Origin of the sequence: Paenibacillus marchantiophytorum (genome assembly GCF_014640555.1) — a bacterium.
GTDB classification, from domain to species: Bacteria; Bacillota; Bacilli; order Paenibacillales; family NBRC-103111; genus Paenibacillus_E; species Paenibacillus_E marchantiophytorum.
Map to the genome: position 1 here is coordinate 25,478 of NZ_BMHE01000046.1, position 17,985 is coordinate 43,462.

The 17,985-nt window shown below is 44.5% G+C and carries 17 protein-coding genes; all 17 read left to right on the forward strand.

The genetic code is table 11. The features are described from left to right. Window positions 1–22: 22 nt before the first annotated feature. The 17 genes from rplL to rpsC all read left to right on the forward strand — a co-directional run bounded on the left by rplL (window position 23) and on the right by rpsC (window position 17,984). The gene (gene rplL, locus IEY34_RS28585) at window positions 23–388 is read left to right on the forward strand and encodes a 50S ribosomal protein L7/L12 (protein WP_057313458.1); all 366 of its coding nucleotides are present in this window, start codon (window positions 23–25) and stop codon (window positions 386–388) included. A 139-nt stretch (window positions 389–527) separates the two neighbouring features. After that, on the forward strand, window positions 528–1,124 hold the full coding sequence (locus IEY34_RS28590) for a class I SAM-dependent methyltransferase (RefSeq protein WP_189018530.1): 597 nt from the start codon (window positions 528–530) through the stop codon (window positions 1,122–1,124). Window positions 1,125–1,505: 381 nt separating this feature from the next. Beyond that, window positions 1,506–5,045 (forward strand): DNA-directed RNA polymerase subunit beta, encoded by a 3,540-nt coding sequence (gene rpoB, locus IEY34_RS28595; protein WP_189018532.1) that lies wholly within the window; start codon window positions 1,506–1,508, stop codon window positions 5,043–5,045. 69 nt (window positions 5,046–5,114) lie between these two features. Next, entirely contained in the window at window positions 5,115–8,735 is a 3,621-nt protein-coding gene (gene rpoC, locus IEY34_RS28600) for a DNA-directed RNA polymerase subunit beta' (RefSeq protein ID WP_308423063.1), read from the forward strand. 188 nt (window positions 8,736–8,923) lie between these two features. Beyond that, complete coding sequence (locus tag IEY34_RS28605; protein WP_189018536.1) at window positions 8,924–9,175, forward strand: ribosomal L7Ae/L30e/S12e/Gadd45 family protein; 252 nt, start codon at window positions 8,924–8,926, stop codon at window positions 9,173–9,175. A gap of 162 nt (window positions 9,176–9,337) precedes the next feature. Continuing rightward, window positions 9,338–9,757, forward strand: a complete 420-nt coding sequence (rpsL, locus tag IEY34_RS28610) for a 30S ribosomal protein S12 (RefSeq protein WP_189018538.1) — start codon at window positions 9,338–9,340, stop codon at window positions 9,755–9,757. Between the two features lie 44 nt (window positions 9,758–9,801). Continuing rightward, entirely contained in the window at window positions 9,802–10,272 is a 471-nt protein-coding gene (gene rpsG, locus IEY34_RS28615; protein WP_189018540.1) for a 30S ribosomal protein S7, read from the forward strand. A 39-nt stretch (window positions 10,273–10,311) separates the two neighbouring features. Further along, the gene (gene fusA, locus IEY34_RS28620) at window positions 10,312–12,387 is read left to right on the forward strand and encodes an elongation factor G (protein WP_189018542.1); all 2,076 of its coding nucleotides are present in this window, start codon (window positions 10,312–10,314) and stop codon (window positions 12,385–12,387) included. Between the two features lie 39 nt (window positions 12,388–12,426). Further along, the gene (gene tuf, locus IEY34_RS28625) at window positions 12,427–13,617 is read left to right on the forward strand and encodes an elongation factor Tu (RefSeq protein ID WP_047683193.1); all 1,191 of its coding nucleotides are present in this window, start codon (window positions 12,427–12,429) and stop codon (window positions 13,615–13,617) included. Window positions 13,618–13,856: 239 nt separating this feature from the next. After that, window positions 13,857–14,165, forward strand: a complete 309-nt coding sequence (rpsJ, locus tag IEY34_RS28630; RefSeq protein WP_028557496.1) for a 30S ribosomal protein S10 — start codon at window positions 13,857–13,859, stop codon at window positions 14,163–14,165. A 45-nt stretch (window positions 14,166–14,210) separates the two neighbouring features. Beyond that, on the forward strand, window positions 14,211–14,834 hold the full coding sequence (gene rplC, locus IEY34_RS28635; RefSeq protein WP_029196463.1) for a 50S ribosomal protein L3: 624 nt from the start codon (window positions 14,211–14,213) through the stop codon (window positions 14,832–14,834). 16 nt (window positions 14,835–14,850) lie between these two features. Further along, complete coding sequence (rplD, locus tag IEY34_RS28640; RefSeq protein ID WP_189018544.1) at window positions 14,851–15,477, forward strand: 50S ribosomal protein L4; 627 nt, start codon at window positions 14,851–14,853, stop codon at window positions 15,475–15,477. Then, window positions 15,474–15,764, forward strand: coding sequence for a 50S ribosomal protein L23 (gene rplW / locus IEY34_RS28645; RefSeq protein WP_028557493.1), 291 nt, complete (start codon window positions 15,474–15,476; stop codon window positions 15,762–15,764). The genes rplD and rplW overlap by 4 nt, the downstream gene beginning before the upstream one ends. A 32-nt stretch (window positions 15,765–15,796) precedes the next feature. Continuing rightward, complete coding sequence (rplB, locus tag IEY34_RS28650) at window positions 15,797–16,627, forward strand: 50S ribosomal protein L2 (RefSeq protein ID WP_189018546.1); 831 nt, start codon at window positions 15,797–15,799, stop codon at window positions 16,625–16,627. Between the two features lie 39 nt (window positions 16,628–16,666). Further along, entirely contained in the window at window positions 16,667–16,945 is a 279-nt protein-coding gene (gene rpsS / locus IEY34_RS28655) for a 30S ribosomal protein S19 (RefSeq protein WP_029196461.1), read from the forward strand. Between the two features lie 30 nt (window positions 16,946–16,975). Beyond that, entirely contained in the window at window positions 16,976–17,308 is a 333-nt protein-coding gene (rplV, locus tag IEY34_RS28660; RefSeq protein ID WP_047683189.1) for a 50S ribosomal protein L22, read from the forward strand. Window positions 17,309–17,321: 13 nt separating this feature from the next. Continuing rightward, complete coding sequence (gene rpsC / locus IEY34_RS28665) at window positions 17,322–17,984, forward strand: 30S ribosomal protein S3 (RefSeq protein ID WP_189018548.1); 663 nt, start codon at window positions 17,322–17,324, stop codon at window positions 17,982–17,984. Window position 17,985: the final 1 nt, after the last annotated feature.

Below are 17,985 nucleotides of genomic sequence, written 5' to 3' on the forward strand. Positions count from 1 at the left end.
AAATGATAATGGAGGTTTAACCATGAGCACAAATGCAACGATCCTAGAAGCAATCAAAGGCATGACAATCTTGGAATTGAACGACCTGGTTAAAGCAATCGAAGAAGAGTTTGGCGTAACAGCAGCAGCTCCAGTAGCAGCTGGCGGTGGCGCAGCAGTAGCAGTTGAAGAAGCTCAAACTGAGTTTGACGTTATCTTGACAAGCGCTGGCGCTTCCAAAATCAACGTAATCAAAGTAGTTCGCGAAATCACAGGTCTTGGCCTGAAAGAAGCGAAAGACCTTGTTGACGGAGCTCCAAAAGCAGTTAAAGAAAAAGTTAGCCAAGAAGAAGCAGACGCTGTTAAAGCTAAGCTTACAGAAGCTGGCGCTTCCGTAGAAGTGAAGTAATTTCTTTTTCTTAAAAACCTCTTGAAGCTAGTCTTCAAGGGGTTTTTTTCAACCTAAGTTTTTACCCTTAGGAAAGCCTTAGGAACGCGCTCTGTTATTTGATTTTCCTATAGGTAAAAAAGAAGGAGGGAAGCTTATCGTGTCAGAGCACTATTATACAGAGCGGCCCACCGTTAAACGTGATGTTCACACCATGCAAGAAGAGCTGCGAGGTAAGACGTATACGTTTCTGACGGATGCGGGTGTCTTTTCGAAAAAAGGTGTCGATTATGGGAGTAAGCACTTAATTGAAACGATGCAGCTGAAAGAAGACGACAAAGTTCTGGATGTTGGCTGCGGCTATGGACCTATTGGGCTTAGCGCGGCTGTGATGTGTCCGAAGGGACATGTGACTATGGTCGACATCAATGAAAGAGCGATTGAACTTTCCTTGGATAATGCCAAGCGCAATGGCATTGCCAATGTGAGCATTCTGCAAAGCGATCTGTTGGAACAAGTGAAGGAACAGCGTTTCGATGCTGTGCTGACCAACCCTCCGATTCGCGCCGGTAAAGAAGTGGTTCATCGCATTTTTACAGATGCTTATGATTGCTTGGTGGAGGGTGGATCTATCTGGGTTGTTATTCAGAAGAAACAAGGTGCTCCTTCAGCAATGAAAAAGCTGGAATCTCTCTATCGTGAGGTTGTTGAGGTGTCCAAGGATAAGGGCTATAAAATTCTCAAAGCAACAAAGTAGGCTACCGAGGGCAACAGGCTGAAAGTCTTATCACACAATCGTGGGAATTTGTTTGACTTGACTTTTTACATGTGGTATTATTAAAAAATGTCAGTATTAAGATGGGACACATGTCTTTAGTTAACAAAAATGTCAAGTACTTTTTTTCGTCCGAGATGAATAAAATTTGAACGTATAACGTATAATGTTTGAATTTTAGGAAACTCTAACAGGATGAGAAGAAATATTTGGAAAAGTTTCAGTGATTACAGAGAAAAACCTTCATCCATACAGTCGCTTATTCGGACGGGCTCCACTAACGGAGGCGTCCTGAGTGTACGTCGGTCGAAGTTTTTCTTCTTTCTTTTTATTTATTGAGTAGAGTTGAGGGGTGAATGAAAGTTGGCGGGACATCTTGTTCAATTTGGACGACGTAAACGCAGGACTTATGCACGAATTAATGAGGTGCTGGGCATTCCAAACCTGATTGAAATCCAGCAAAAATCGTATGAGTGGTTTTTGGAAGAGGGACTACGTGAGATGTTTCAGGATATCTCTCCGATTCAGGATTTTACAGGTAACCTAGTACTGGAGTTTATTGACTATAGCTTGGGTGATCCTAAGTATTCAGTTGATGAATCCAAAGAACGCGACGTAACCTATGCGGCGCCGTTAAGAGTCAAAGTCCGTTTGATTAATAAGGAAACCGGTGAGGTCAAAGAACAAGAAGTGTTCATGGGGGATTTCCCTATCATGACTGACACGGGAACGTTCATTATTAACGGTGCGGAGCGTGTAATCGTCTCCCAGCTCGTTCGTTCACCCAGTGTTTATTATAGCACGAAAGTGGATAAAAACGGCAAAAAAACTTACACCGCAACCGTTATTCCGAACCGTGGAGCTTGGTTAGAACTTGAGACTGATGCCAAAGATATCATCTATGTTCGGATCGATCGCACACGTAAAATTCCAGTTACTGTCTTGCTTCGTTCATTAGGTTTTGGCACAGATGCTGAGATCTTGGATTTGCTAGGCGATAACGAATACATCCGCAATACGCTCGATAAAGATAACACGGATTCTACGGAAAAAGCGTTAATCGAGATCTATGAGCGTCTTCGTCCGGGTGAGCCACCTACGCTTGATAATGCAAGAAGCTTGATCGTTGCTCGTTTCTTCGATCCTAAGCGTTATGATCTTGCGAATGTAGGGCGCTACAAAATCAACAAAAAACTTCACATCAAAAATAGATTGTTCAATCAACGTTTGGCTGAAACATTGGTGGATTCCGAAACAGGAGAAATCATCGCAGAAGCTGGGCAATTGCTTGACCGTCGTGTACTGGATGAAATCCTTCCTTTTATTGAAAAAGGAGCAGGTTACCAAGAGTTCACGATTCCTAAAGGCGTAACAGGAGCGGATACAATTCCGATGCAATGCATCAATGTATACTCGCCAACAGAAGAAGGTAAAATCGTTAAGGTTATTTCCAATGGTGTGATTGATAAAGCAGTCAAGAACATTACGCCTGCTGATATCATTTCATCCATTAACTATTTTATCAACTTGCTGCATGGTATCGGGAATACGGATGACATTGACCACTTGGGTAACCGTCGTCTTCGTTCCGTAGGTGAATTGCTGCAAAACCAATTCCGTATCGGTCTATCCCGTATGGAGCGCGTTGTTCGTGAGCGGATGTCGATTCAAGATGCGAACGTCATTACGCCGCAGGCTTTGATTAACATTCGACCAGTTATTGCGTCGATCAAAGAGTTCTTCGGTAGTTCCCAGCTTTCACAGTTTATGGACCAAACGAATCCCCTTGCTGAATTGACGCACAAAAGACGTCTTTCTGCACTCGGACCCGGCGGTTTGACGAGAGAGCGCGCAGGGATGGAAGTTCGTGACGTGCATCACTCTCACTATGGCCGTATGTGTCCTATTGAGACGCCTGAGGGACCGAATATTGGTTTGATCAACTCCTTGTCTACGTTTGCCCGTATTAACGAGTATGGCTTCATTGAGGCTCCTTACCGTTGGGTAGATCCGAAGACAGGTCTGGTTACCAATCAAATCGCATACCTGACTGCTGATGAAGAGGATAACTATGTTATCGCTCAAGCGAACGCAGAACTGACGGAAGAAAATAGATTCGTTGAAGATGCCATTATCGTTCGTTACAAGGATGATAACTTAACGCTTCCGGTTGAACGCGTCGATTACATGGACGTTTCTCCAAAGCAAGTTGTTTCCGTTGCAACGGCGCTAATTCCGTTCCTCGAAAATGATGACTCCAACAGAGCGCTCATGGGATCCAACATGCAACGTCAAGCGGTACCTTTACTTATTCCTAAAGCACCTCTCGTAGGTACAGGTATGGAGCATAAGGTCGCTAAAGACTCAGGAGTATGTATTGTATCCAAATTTGATGGAATTATTGAGAAAGCTGCTGCCAACGAAATTTGGCTGCGTCGCCAAGAATTGGTGGACGGCAAATTAGTCAGTGGCAACATCGTCAAATATAAGCTTCACAAATTTATGCGTTCCAACCAAGGAACTTGTATCAATCAACGTCCGATTGTTAAAAAAGGACAATTGGTCAAGGCTGGCGAGATTCTTGCCGATGGGCCATCGACAGAGCAAGGGGAATTGGCGCTTGGGCGTAACGTTGTCGTAGCTTTCATGACTTGGGAAGGTTACAACTACGAGGATGCCATTTTGCTTAGCCAAAAGCTTGTGAAGGAAGATGTCTATACTTCGATTCATATCGAGGAATACGAATCCGAAGCTCGTGATACGAAGCTTGGACCTGAAGAAATTACACGCGATATCCCGAACGTTGGGGAAGATGCACTGAAGAATCTTGATGAGCGCGGAATCATCCGTGTCGGTGCCGAAATCGGCGCAGGCGACATCCTTGTTGGTAAAGTAACACCGAAAGGTGTAACGGAGCTTACAGCGGAAGAAAGATTGCTGCATGCGATCTTCGGAGAGAAAGCTCGTGAAGTTCGTGATACATCCCTTCGCGTACCGCATGGTACAGATGGTATTGTCGTAGACGTGAAAGTATTTACTCGTGAGAATGGCGATGAGCTGCCTCCAGGCGTTAACCAACTCGTACGTGTCTATATCGCGCAAAAACGGAAAATTTCCGAAGGCGATAAAATGGCCGGACGCCATGGTAACAAAGGGGTAGTAGCACGTATTCTTCCTGAAGAAGATATGCCTTTCCTGCCAGATGGTACGCCAGTTGAAGTTGTTCTGAATCCACTAGGGGTTCCTTCACGGATGAACATCGGTCAAGTGCTTGAAGTTCACTTAGGTATGGCTTCCAAATACCTCGGTATCCATGCTGCAACACCGGTATTCGATGGAGCGCGTGAGTATGACGTGTTCGATGCGATGGAAGAAGCCGGCATGCAGCGCAGCGGTAAAACGATTCTGTACGATGGTCGTACGGGTGAGTCGTTCGAGCGTGAAGTTACCGTTGGCGTCATGTACATGATCAAATTGGCGCACATGGTTGATGATAAAATCCATGCCCGTTCCACAGGACCTTACTCCCTTGTTACTCAGCAGCCGCTGGGTGGTAAAGCGCAGTTCGGTGGACAACGTTTCGGTGAGATGGAAGTATGGGCGCTTGAGGCTTATGGAGCGGCTTATACACTGCAAGAAATCCTTACCGTGAAGTCAGATGACGTTGTTGGCCGTGTGAAAACATACGAGTCGATCGTCAAAGGTGAAAATGTTCCAGAACCAGGTGTTCCGGAATCCTTCAAAGTTTTGATCAAGGAGCTTCAAAGCTTGGGGATGGATGTCAAAATCCTGTCCGGCGATGAGGAAGAGATCGAAATGCGAGAAGCCGATGATGATGACGAAGTCACCAGCGATAAATTAAACCTAAACTTAGAGGGCTCTGAACTAGGAGTCAACGAATAAAGAACACCACAATAGATCGAGAACGATTCACTGCATAGTGGGTTTAAATTCTTAAAGGAGGGTTGCTCCTTGATGGACGTTAACAACTTCGAGTTTATGAAAATCGGCTTGGCATCACCCGATAAAATTCGCTCTTGGTCCCGTGGGGAAGTAAAGAAGCCGGAAACGATTAACTACAGAACCTTAAAGCCTGAGAAAGAAGGTCTTTTCTGCGAAAAGATCTTCGGGCCTACGAAAGATTGGGAATGTCATTGCGGTAAATACAAACGTGTTCGCTATAAAGGCGTCGTTTGTGACCGTTGTGGCGTTGAAGTAACACGCCAGAAGGTACGTCGTGAGCGCATGGGTCATATTGAACTTGCTGCTCCGGTATCGCACATCTGGTACTTCAAAGGTATCCCGAGCCGCATGGGGCTTGCGCTGGATATGTCTCCAAGATCCTTGGAAGAAATTATCTACTTCGCTTCCTATGTTGTTACGGATCCAGGTGATACGCCTTTGGAGAAAAAGCAGCTGCTTTCCGAGAAAGAATACCGCAGTTACCGTGAGAAGTACGGGTATGCTTTCCAAGCCGGTATGGGTGCTGAGGCCGTTAAGAAATTATTGGTCGACATCGATATCGAACGTGAAGTAGATACGCTCAAAGAAGAACTCAAAACGGCGCAAGGTCAACGCCGTAATCGTGCGATTAAGCGTTTGGAAGTTATGGAAGCTTTCCGTAACTCCAAAAACATGCCTGGTTGGATGATTCTGGATGTACTTCCGGTTATCCCTCCTGAGCTTCGTCCGATGGTACAGCTCGACGGCGGTCGCTTCGCGACTTCCGACTTGAATGACTTGTATCGTCGTGTTATTAACCGTAACAACCGTCTCAAAAGATTGCTCGACCTAGGGGCTCCGGATATCATTGTTCAAAATGAGAAACGGATGCTTCAAGAAGCTGTCGATGCGCTTATTGATAACGGTCGTCGCGGCCGCCCTGTAACAGGACCTGGTAACCGTCCTTTGAAATCCCTCAGCCATATGCTGAAAGGTAAACAAGGCCGTTTCCGTCAAAACTTGCTCGGTAAACGTGTCGATTACTCCGGACGTTCCGTTATCGTTGTAGGTCCTAACCTGAAGATGTACCAATGTGGTCTTCCGAAGGAAATGGCACTTGAATTGTTCAAGCCTTTCGTTATGAAAGAGCTTGTGAATAAAGGTCTGGCTCATAACATTAAGAGTGCGAAACGCAAAGTAGAGCGCGTAAGCCCGGATGTATGGGATGTTCTAGAAGAAGTCATCAAGGAGCACCCGGTTCTTCTGAACCGTGCCCCTACGCTGCATAGACTTGGTATTCAAGCTTTCGAACCGATTCTGGTTGAAGGCCGCGCCATTAAGCTTCATCCGCTCGTTTGTACAGCTTACAACGCTGACTTCGACGGTGACCAAATGGCCGTTCACGTACCGTTGTCCTCTGAAGCTCAAGCTGAAGCTCGTTTGCTGATGCTCGCATCAGGCAACATTTTGAATCCGAAAGACGGTAAGCCGGTTGTTACGCCTTCACAGGATATGGTTCTGGGAAGCTTCTATTTGACAACGGACAACAAATTCGCCAAAGGTGCAGGTTCTATTATCAGAACTGTTCACGAAGCTGTTTCTTCTTACCAATCGGGCAAAATGGCACTGCACGCACGGGTAGCTATTCCTGCTAGAGCATTGAACAAAACAAGTTTCTCTGAGAAACAGCAAAATGCTATTCTGATTACAACAATCGGAAAAGTTATTATGAATGAGATCTTCCCTAGCGACTTCCCTTTCATTAACGAACCAACTAAAACGAATTTGTTGAATGGTATTCCTGATGCTCACTTTGTTTTTGAAAAAGGTGCTGATCTTAGAGCCATTATGTTGGAACGCGAAGAGAACAAAGCGGTAGGTAAAGAATATCTCGGTTCGATTATTGCTGAGTGTTTCCGTAAATACCATACAACGCAAACTTCGATGATCCTTGATAAAATCAAAGAGCTTGGATTCACCTATTCCACGAAAGCTGGTATTACCGTTGCTGTCTCTGACGTTGTTGTTCCAACTGAAAAAGTAGCCATCCTCAAAGATTGCGAAGAGAAAGTACGCGTAGTTACGAACCAATACCGTCGTGGTTTGATTACGGATGAAGAGCGTTATGACCGCGTTATTGCGATCTGGAGTAAAGCGAAGGACGAAATCACAGAAATCTTGATGAAATCCCTAGATAAATACAACTCCATTAGCATGATGGTTGAATCCAAAGCACGGGGTAATAAATCCCAGATTACTCAGCTTGGCGGTATGCGTGGTTTGATGGCGAATCCATCCGGTAAAATTATGGAGTTGCCAATTAAATCGAACTTCCGTGAAGGCTTAACGATCTTGGAGTACTTTATTTCCACGCACGGAGCGCGTAAAGGTCTTGCCGATACAGCACTTCGTACAGCGGATTCAGGGTACTTGACTCGTCGTCTCGTTGACGTTGCGCAAGACGTTATCGTTCGTGAAGATGATTGCGGAACTGACAAAGGCTTCATGGTTAGCAAAATTCAAGATGGTAAAGAGGTTATTGAAGATCTCTACGACCGTATTGAAGGACGTTATGCGTATGAGACTCTGCGTCATCCGAAAACAGGTGAAGTGATTGTTCAGCGCAATGAACTGATTGAATCGGGAATTGCGGATACAATTATTGAAGCTGGCATCGAGAAATTGCAAATTCGTTCCGTTCTTAGCTGCCGCACCAATCATGGTGTTTGTAAGAAATGTTACGGTCGTAACTTGGCTACTGGCCAGTTTGTCGAAGTTGGGGAGGCAGTTGGTATTATCGCTGCGCAATCCATCGGTGAGCCAGGAACACAGTTGACGATGCGTACGTTCCATACCGGTGGTGTTGCCGGAGATGATATTACACAAGGTTTGCCGCGTATTCAAGAGCTCTTCGAAGCTCGGAATCCAAAAGGTCAAGCGATCATATCCGAGATTGATGGTACAGTCAAAGAAATTCGCGAAGCCAAAGATCGTCGTGAAATTGAAGTTCAAGGCGAAGCGGAATCCAAAGTCTATGCTGTTCCTTACGGTTCACGTGTACGTGTTTCATTGAATCAACAAGTGGAAGCTGGAGACGAGTTGACTGACGGATCTATCGATCCTAAGGAAATGCTTCGTATCAAAGGTATCCGCGGCGTGCAGAACTATATTCTGCAAGAGGTTCAACGCGTTTATCGTAACCAAGGGGTAGAAATTAACGATAAGCATATCGAAGTTATGGTTCGTCAAATGTTGCGTAAAATTCGCATCGTGGACGCTGGAGATACAACGCTTCTTCCAGGTTCCTTCGTAGACATTCATGAATACGAAGCAGCTAACAAAGTAGCCTTGTTCGCAGGCAATGAACCGGCTGTTGCAAGACCTATCTTGCTCGGTATTACCAAGGCGTCCCTTGAGACTGATTCCTTCCTTTCTGCCGCTTCCTTCCAAGAGACGACACGTGTCTTGACGGATGCAGCAATCAAAGGCAAGGTTGACCAATTGCTCGGTCTGAAGGAGAACGTTATTATCGGTAAACTCATCCCTGCAGGTACAGGTATGCCTCGTTACCGGAATATTCGTATCACGGATCCGAACGAAGTTGTCGTGCAAGATGAGGACCTCGAAAAAGAAACAGTTGCAGTCGAATAATGACGATATAAAAGAGAGAGGGATACTCACTTTATATGAAGTGAGTATTCCTTTTGATTTTTTTAGGTGAAACTATCGAGTTGTTTGAAGGAGTTAGAAGTTATTCCTTGACACTCCAAGTTCTAAGTGCTAATATATCGTAGTGTGCCTAAGTTGATATTCTTTCCTTTCTTTGTAGGGGGTGCCTTATGTCTTATGATAAAGTCAAACAGGCGAAGAATATAAGTGTAGGTACCAAGAAAGTCACGAAGATAGTTGAGCAAGACAAGGCTATCGAAGTATTTGTTTCCAAAGATGCAGATCCGCGATTGACGATAAAACTGGTGACTCTCTGTACGCAGAAGGGAATACCTGTAACCTACGTAGATTCTATGAAGATGCTAGGTAAAGCATGTGGAATTGAAGTTGGAGCTGCGGTAGCAGCTGTTGTAAATGAATAAACGCTAATGACGTTTTTGTTAGTGGGCTTAGCATACATAAAGTTTTCATGACTTTTGCAGCTGTCCATGGCAAGGACTTTCTATTTGCTCATTTATGACTCGCCTGGATCTGTGGGCTTGCAAGAGAACATCATGTTATGAATGTAGGGAGGAGGTGGCGATATGCCAACAATTAACCAACTAGTACGTAAAGGTCGTCAAGCGAAGGTGGAAAAGTCTAAATCACCAGCTTTGCAAAAAGGTTTTAACGCTTTGAAAAGAGAAGCAACGGATTTGAGTGCACCTCAAAAACGTGGTGTCTGCACGCGTGTAGGTACTATGACTCCTAAGAAGCCTAACTCCGCACTTCGTAAATATGCACGTGTTCGTTTAACGAACCGCGTAGAGGTGACAGCTTATATTCCAGGTATCGGTCACAACCTGCAAGAACACAGTGTTGTATTGATCCGTGGAGGTAGAATTAAAGATCTTCCAGGGGTACGTTATCACATCGTGCGTGGCGCGCTGGATACTTCCGGTGTTAACAACCGTAAGCAATCCCGTTCCAAATACGGTACTAAACGTCCGAAAGTTAAAAAATAAGAGATAATAATCAGGGATGATTCTTATAAGAAAGGGGGATAACTATGCCTCGTAAAGGTCCAGTTACTCGCAGAGACGTATTGCCAGATCCAATTTATAATAGCAAACTCGTTACTCGTCTTATCAATCGTATTATGGTTGATGGAAAAAGAGGGGTAGCACAAACTATTCTTTACAACGCTTTTAACCTCGTGAAAGATCGTACAGGTAAAGAGCCGATGGAAGTATTCGAAACAGCTATCAAAAACATCATGCCAGTACTAGAAGTTAAAGCTCGCCGTGTTGGTGGAGCAAACTATCAAGTGCCTATCGAAGTAAGACCTGACCGTCGTTCGACATTAGGTTTGCGTTGGTTGGTAAACTACTCCCGCCTACGCGGTGAGAAGACGATGGAAGAAAGATTAGCTTACGAAATTATCGATGCTAGCAACAGCACGGGTTCTTCCGTTAAAAAACGTGAAGATACACACAAAATGGCTGAAGCTAACAAAGCATTCGCTCATTATCGTTGGTAGAATAAGAAAACTAATTACAGAAAGGAGACATAACGACCTATGGCTAGAGAGTTCTCCTTAAAAAACACACGTAATATCGGGATCATGGCTCATATCGATGCTGGTAAAACGACAACAACAGAGCGTATTCTTTACTACACTGGTAAAGTTCACAAAATCGGAGAAGTGCACGAAGGTGCTGCTACGATGGACTGGATGGAACAGGAGCAAGAGCGCGGAATTACGATTACTTCCGCCGCTACGACTGCGCAATGGGAAGGTCACCGCATCAATATCATTGATACCCCGGGACACGTTGACTTTACTGTTGAAGTAGAGCGTTCCCTTCGTGTGTTGGATGGAGCAGTTGGTGTATTTAGTGCGAAAGAGGGCGTTGAGCCTCAATCGGAAACAGTTTGGAGACAAGCTGATAAATACAATGTTCCACGTATCGCTTACGTAAACAAAATGGATATCATCGGTGCAGACTTCTTGCAAGTTGTTGAATCCATGCGTCAAAAACTTGGTGCAAATGCAGTTGCTATTCAACTTCCGATCGGTGCTGAGAGTGATTTCAAAGGCATCATCGATTTGGTTGACGAAGTGGCGTATATGTACAAAGATGATCTTGGCAAGGATATCGAGAAAGTCGAAATTCCTGCTGAGTTCAAAGATCAAGTTGCAGAACTTCGTTTGGAATTGATCGAGAAAGTTGCTGAGCTTGATGAAGAGCTTACAATGAAATATCTCGAGGGCGAAGAAATTTCTGTTGACGAAATCAAAGCAGCTCTGCGTAAAGGTGTCTGTGAAGTGAAAATCTTCCCAGTTATCGTAGGGTCTTCTTACAGAAACAAAGGTGTTCAATTGATGTTGGATGCAGTTATTAACTACCTGCCATCCCCTCTTGATGTGCCTGATATCAAAGGTGTACTTGACGATGGTACTGAAGTGATTCGTAAGTCTGCTGATGATCAACCGTTCTCAGCACTTGCATTCAAAATCATGACAGATCCTTTCGTTGGTCGTCTTACCTTCTTCCGTGTATACTCTGGTACATTGAACTCCGGTTCCTATGTCGTTAATGCGACTAAAGGCAAACGTGAGCGTGTTGGTCGTATTCTGCAAATGCATGCGAACTCACGTCAAGAAATCAGCATCGTATACGCAGGTGATATTGCCGCGGCTGTTGGATTGAAAGATACAACAACTGGCGATACACTTTGTGATGAGAAGAACCCTGTTATTCTTGAGAGAATGGTCTTCCCTGAACCGGTAATTCAGCTTGCTGTTGAACCGAAAACGAAAGCCGATCAAGATAAAATGGGTATCGCATTGCAAAAACTTGCAGAAGAAGATCCTACGTTCCGTGCTTCTACAGATGAAGAAACAGGACAAACGATTATCGCGGGTATGGGTGAGCTTCACCTTGAAATCCTCGTTGACCGTATGCTTCGTGAATTCAAAGTAGAAACCAATGTAGGTAAACCTCAAGTAGCATACCGTGAAACATTCCGTGCTTCTGCTAAAGTTGAGGGTAAATTCGTTCGTCAATCCGGTGGTCGTGGTCAATACGGACATTGTTGGGTTGAGTTCGAACCTCAAGAAGCTGGCACTGGTTTCATCTTCGAGAACAAGGTAGTAGGCGGATCTATTCCTAGAGAGTATATCGCACCTATTCAAGCTGGTATCGAAGAGTCCATGAAAAACGGTGTAATCGCAGGATTCCCGCTCGTGGATATCAAAGCTACTGTTGTCGATGGATCATACCATGATGTTGACTCCAATGAAATGGCGTTCAAAATTGCGGGATCCATGGCACTTAAAGCAGCAAAAGAAAAATGTAAACCGGTTCTTCTTGAGCCAATCATGAAGGTTGAAGTTACTGTACCAGAAGAGTACATGGGCGATGTTATGGGTGACCTTAACTCCCGTCGTGGACGTATCGAAGGTATGGACAGCCGTCATGGAGCACAAGTCATCCGTGCTAAGGTGCCTCTTTCCGAAATGTTTGGTTATTCCACAACACTTCGTTCGAGAACACAAGGCCGTGGTGTCTACTCCATGGAACTTTCACATTATGAAGAAGTACCTAAGTCCATTGCAGAAGAAATTATTGCAAAAGGCAAAGGCGCTTAATATAAAACTAATAGTCACTCTAAGGAGGAATCGTTTAAAATGGCAAAGGCTAAATTTGAACGTAACAAACCGCATGTTAACATCGGTACTATCGGTCACGTCGACCATGGTAAAACAACTTTAACAGCTGCAATCACTACTGTATTGTCCAAAAGATACGGTGGAGCTGCAGTAGCATTCGACCAAATCGATAAAGCACCAGAAGAGCGCGAGCGCGGTATCACAATCTCCACAGCTCACGTTGAGTACGAAACACCTAATCGTCACTACGCACACGTTGACTGTCCTGGACATGCCGACTATGTTAAGAACATGATTACTGGTGCAGCACAAATGGACGGAGCGATCCTGGTTGTATCCGCAGCTGACGGCCCTATGCCGCAAACTCGTGAGCACATCCTTCTTTCCCGTCAAGTAGGCGTACCTTACATCGTTGTATTCCTTAACAAATGTGATATGGTTGAAGACGAAGAGTTGCTTGAATTGGTTGAGATGGAAGTTCGCGACCTTCTTAACGAATATGAGTTCCCAGGCGATGATACTCCAATCATCCGTGGTGCAGCTCGTGAAGCTCTTGCTAACCCAGAAGGTCCTTGGGCTGACAAAATCATCGAGTTGTTCGAGCAAGTTGATACTTATATCCCAACTCCTGAGCGTCAAACTGACAAACCGTTCCTTATGCCGGTTGAGGATGTATTCTCAATCACTGGTCGTGGAACAGTTGCAACTGGTCGTGTTGAGCGTGGTACTGTTAAAGTACAAGAAGAAGTTGAAATCGTTGGTATCGCTGAAGAAACTCGTAAATGCATCGTAACTGGTGTAGAGATGTTCCGTAAATTGCTTGATTCCGCTCAAGCTGGGGACAACATCGGAGCATTGCTTCGTGGTGTTGACCGTAAAGACATCGAGCGTGGACAAGTTCTTGCGAAACCGGGTTCAGTTAAACCACACACGAACTTCACAGCACAAATCTACGTTCTAACTAAAGAAGAGGGTGGCCGTCATAAGCCTTTCTTCACTGGTTACCGTCCACAGTTCTACTTCCGTACAACTGACGTAACGGGTATCATCTCCCTTCCAGAAGGTACTGAGATGGTTATGCCAGGTGATAACATCACAGTTACAGTTGAACTGATCAACCCAATCGCAATCGAAGAAGGAACACGCTTCGCGATTCGTGAAGGCGGACGTACAGTTGGTGCGGGCGCGGTTGCTACAATTCAAAAATAAGACCTTTTTATAGAAGAAACACTCATCGTTTTGGCGGTGAGTGTTTTTTTTGTGCGAATGCCTAAAATAAGCTTGCAATTCGTTTTCAAATTTTATATAATATAAAACGTTGGTCTGTGACGTTGCGATGATGCGAAAGGTTGCCGACACACCTGGCCCCTTTGCCATGGGGAAGGCTGTTGGAGAATTTTCGCGGAGTATGTCCGATACTAAATTGGGCGATAGAAGGAGGGACTTATATGGCAAAGCAAAAAATTCGTATCCGTTTGAAAGCTTATGATCACAGAATCATTGATCAATCAGCTGAGAAAATCGTGGAAACTGCCAAGCGATCCGGTGCAGGTGTATCCGGTCCGATTCCGCTTCCGACAGAGAAGCAAATCATCACGATTCTTCGTGCGGTACACAAGTACAAGGATTCGCGTGAGCAATTCGAAATGCGTACGCATAAGCGTCTAATCGATATTGTGAATCCTACACCACAAACAGTTGATGCTTTGATGCGTCTAGACTTACCGTCTGGCGTTGACATCGAGATCAAACTGTAAAACAACTATAGAATGAACGTTTAGGAAGGAAATGAGGTGTCAACGATGAAAGGTATCTTAGGAAAAAAACTTGGGATGACACAGTTGTTTACTCCGGAGGGTAATGTAGTTCCGGTAACTGTCATTCAAGCGGGACCATGTGTGGTACTGCAAAAGAAAGATGTGGACAACGACGGATATGAGTCGATCCAAATCGGTTTTGATGATGTTAAAGCTAGCAGAATCATTAAACCAGAGCTTGGCCATGCGAAAAAAGCAGGGGCAACGCCTAAGCGCTACGTTAAAGAAATTCGTGGCATTCAGTTGGGTGACTATGAAGTTGGTCAAGAACTGAAAGCAGATCTGTTTACAGAGGGCGAATTCGTTGATGTAACGGGTACTTCCAAAGGTAAAGGTTTCCAAGGTAACATCAAAAGACATAACCAATCCACGGGCCCTATGGCACACGGATCACGTTATCACCGCGGACCAGGTTCAATGGGTTCCATTCAAGCAAACCGCGTTCCTAAAGGTAAGAAATTGCCAGGGCACATGGGTAACGAAACAGTAACTTTGCAAAATTTGCAAATCATTAAAGTAGATGCTGAGCGTAATGTATTGCTAGTTAAAGGTTCCATTCCGGGCCCTAAAAACAGCTACGTTAGCGTGAAGTCTGCTGTTAAAAAGTAAGAAAGGAGGAAGACAGATGCCAAAAGTAGCTTTATATAATGTAACAGGTGCTCAGGTAGGAGAAGTTGAACTGTCTGACGTTGTTTTCGGAATTGAACCTCACGTTCACGCGATTCACGAAGCTGTTCTCTTGCAACAAGCGGCTGTGCGTCAAGGAACACACAAAACAAAAGGTCGTTCAGAAGTACGCGGCGGCGGTCGTAAACCTTGGAAACAAAAAGGAACAGGCCGTGCTCGTCAAGGTAGTATTCGTGCTCCACAGTGGAAAGGCGGCGGTACCGTATTCGGACCAACTCCTCGTAGCTATGGTTTCAAATTACCTAGAAAAGTTCGTCGCTTAGCGATCAAATCCGCTTTGTCCTCGAAACTTATCGATAACAACTTGATCGTATTGGATCAACTTGAATTGAATGCTCCTAAGACGAAAGACTTCGTAGCAATCTTGAACAACCTGAAAGTAGATCGTAAAGTATTGGTTGTAGGCGTTGCTAACGACTCCAACGTTGCTTTATCTGCTCGCAATATCCCAGGTGTGAAATTCGTTGCTGCTAATGGTGTGAATGTTCTTGATGTCATGTTGTATGACAAATTGATCATTACACAAGAAGCTGTACAGAAAGTTGAGGAGGTGCTTGCACAATGAAAAATCCACGCGACATTATCAAGCGCCCGATCATCACTGAGCGTACAAGCGACCTAATGGCTAATAAAAAGTATGTTTTCGAAGTGGATCTTCGCGCTAACAAAACAGAAATTAAACAAGCTATTGAAGCAATCTTCAAAGTGAAGGTTACAAATGTAAACACATTGAGAATGCCAGCTAAGCCTAAACGTTACGGCAAACACTCCGGCTACACTTCCATCTGGAAAAAAGCTATCGTGTCCCTAAGCGCAGAAAGCAAAGAATTGGAATTCTTTGAATCGGTATAAACCCCATTTCTTAAAGTTAGGAGGAAATCAGAGTGCCAATTAAAAAATATAAACCAACCTCACCAGCTCGACGTGCGATGTCGGTTTCTACTTTTGAAGAAATCACAACATCAACACCGGAGAAATCATTGCTTGCTCCTCTGTTCAAGCATGCTGGTCGTAATAACCAAGGTAAAATTACGGTTCGTCACCATGGTGGTGGACATAAGCGTAAATACCGGATTATCGACTTCAAACGCAATAAAGATGGAATACCAGGACGCGTTGCTACAGTTGAGTACGATCCTAACCGTTCCGCAAACATCGCATTGATCCATTATGCAGATGGCGAGAAAAAATACATCATCGCTCCTAAAGGTCTTAAAGTGGACGATCGCATCGTATCCGGACCGCAATCCGACATTAAAGTAGGTAACGCTCTTCCATTGGAAAACATTCCAGTTGGTACAGTTATCCACAACATTGAGTTGAAACCTGGCAAAGGTGCACAATTAGTGCGCGCAGCTGGTACAGAAGCTCAATTGCTTGGTAAAGAAGAAACTTACGTAACGATTCGCCTTTCATCTGGTGAAGTTCGTAAAGTCCTTAAAGTTTGCCGCGCAACAATCGGTTCTGTTGGTAACGAAGATCACGAACTCGTGAAAATCGGTAAAGCAGGACGTAATCGTTGGAAAGGCAATCGTCCACAAGTTCGTGGGGTCGTAATGAACCCGAATGATCACCCACACGGTGGTGGTGAAGGACGTGCACCAATCGGACGTAAATCACCTATGTCTCCATGGGGTAAACCGACGCTTGGTTTCAAAACTCGCAAAAAAGGTAAAGCATCCGATAAATACATTGTACGTCGCCGTACGAAGTAATATGAATTCTCTTAAGGTTCAAGGAAGGGAGGAACACCCATGGGTCGCAGCTTAAAGAAAGGTCCATTTATTGATGGATACTTACTGAAAAAAGTAGAAGACTTGAACACTTCCAGTAAAAAACTGGTTATCAAAACGTGGTCCCGTCGTTCTACGATTTACCCGCAATTCGTTGGTCACACTTTCGGAGTGTATGATGGAAGAAAGCACGTGCCTGTATATGTAACGGAAGATATGGTTGGACATAAGCTTGGTGAATTTGCTCCAACACGTACTTACAAAGGTCACGACGACGATAAGAAAACCGGAAAACGTTAATTTCATTTTTAACCGAGAGGAGGTACTACCATGCAAGCAAAAGCAATATTGAACCACGCTCGGATTGCTCCTCGTAAAGCAAAGCTAGTTGTTGACTTGATTCGGGGAAAAGCGGTAGGTGAAGCGATCGCAATTCTGCGTCATACGCCTAAAGCAGCTTCTCCAATTCTGGAGAAATTACTTAATTCCGCAATTGCCAATGCAGAGCATAACTATTCATTGGATCTTAATAAATTAGTGGTTTCTGAGACGTATGTTAACCAAGGACCAACAATGAAAAGGTTCCAACAACGTGCAATGGGCCGCGCTAGCGCGATCAAAAAACGTACCAGCCACATTACAATCGTGGTATCTGAAAAATAAGGAGGGATAACGTGTGGGTCAGAAAGTAAACCCGGTAGGCTTTAGAATTGGTATTATTCGTGATTGGGAGTCCAAATGGTTCGCAGAGAAAGATTTCGGAACTCTGTTGCTTGAAGATGTTAAAATCCGCGAATACTTGAAGAAAAAACTTAAAGATTCCGCAGTTTCCCGATTCGATATCGAGCGCGCGGCTAACCGTGTGAACGTTACGATTCATACTGCAAAACCAGGAATGGTTATTGGTAAAGGCGGAGCTGAAGTTGAAGTTATTCGCAACTACATCGCTGCTATGTCCAATAAAAAAGTTCACATCAACATTTCTGAAATCAAAAGCCCTGACCTTGATGCTATTCTTGTAGCTGAAGCTGTTGCACTTCAATTGGAACGTCGTGTTTCTTTCCGTCGTGCGATGAAACAAGCTATGCAAAGAACAATGAGATCCGGTGCTAAAGGTATTAAAGTAGCAACTAGCGGACGTCTTGGCGGTGCTGAGATTGCTCGTACGGAAGGATATAGCGAAGGAACTGTTCCACTTCATACGCTTCGTGCGGATATCGACTATGGTACTGCTGAAGCAGCCACTACTTATGGACGTATCGGTGTAAAAGTATGGATTTATCGTGGAGAAGTACTTCCGCCTGCTAAGAAAAAGGCTCAGCCGGAAGGAGGAATTTAAA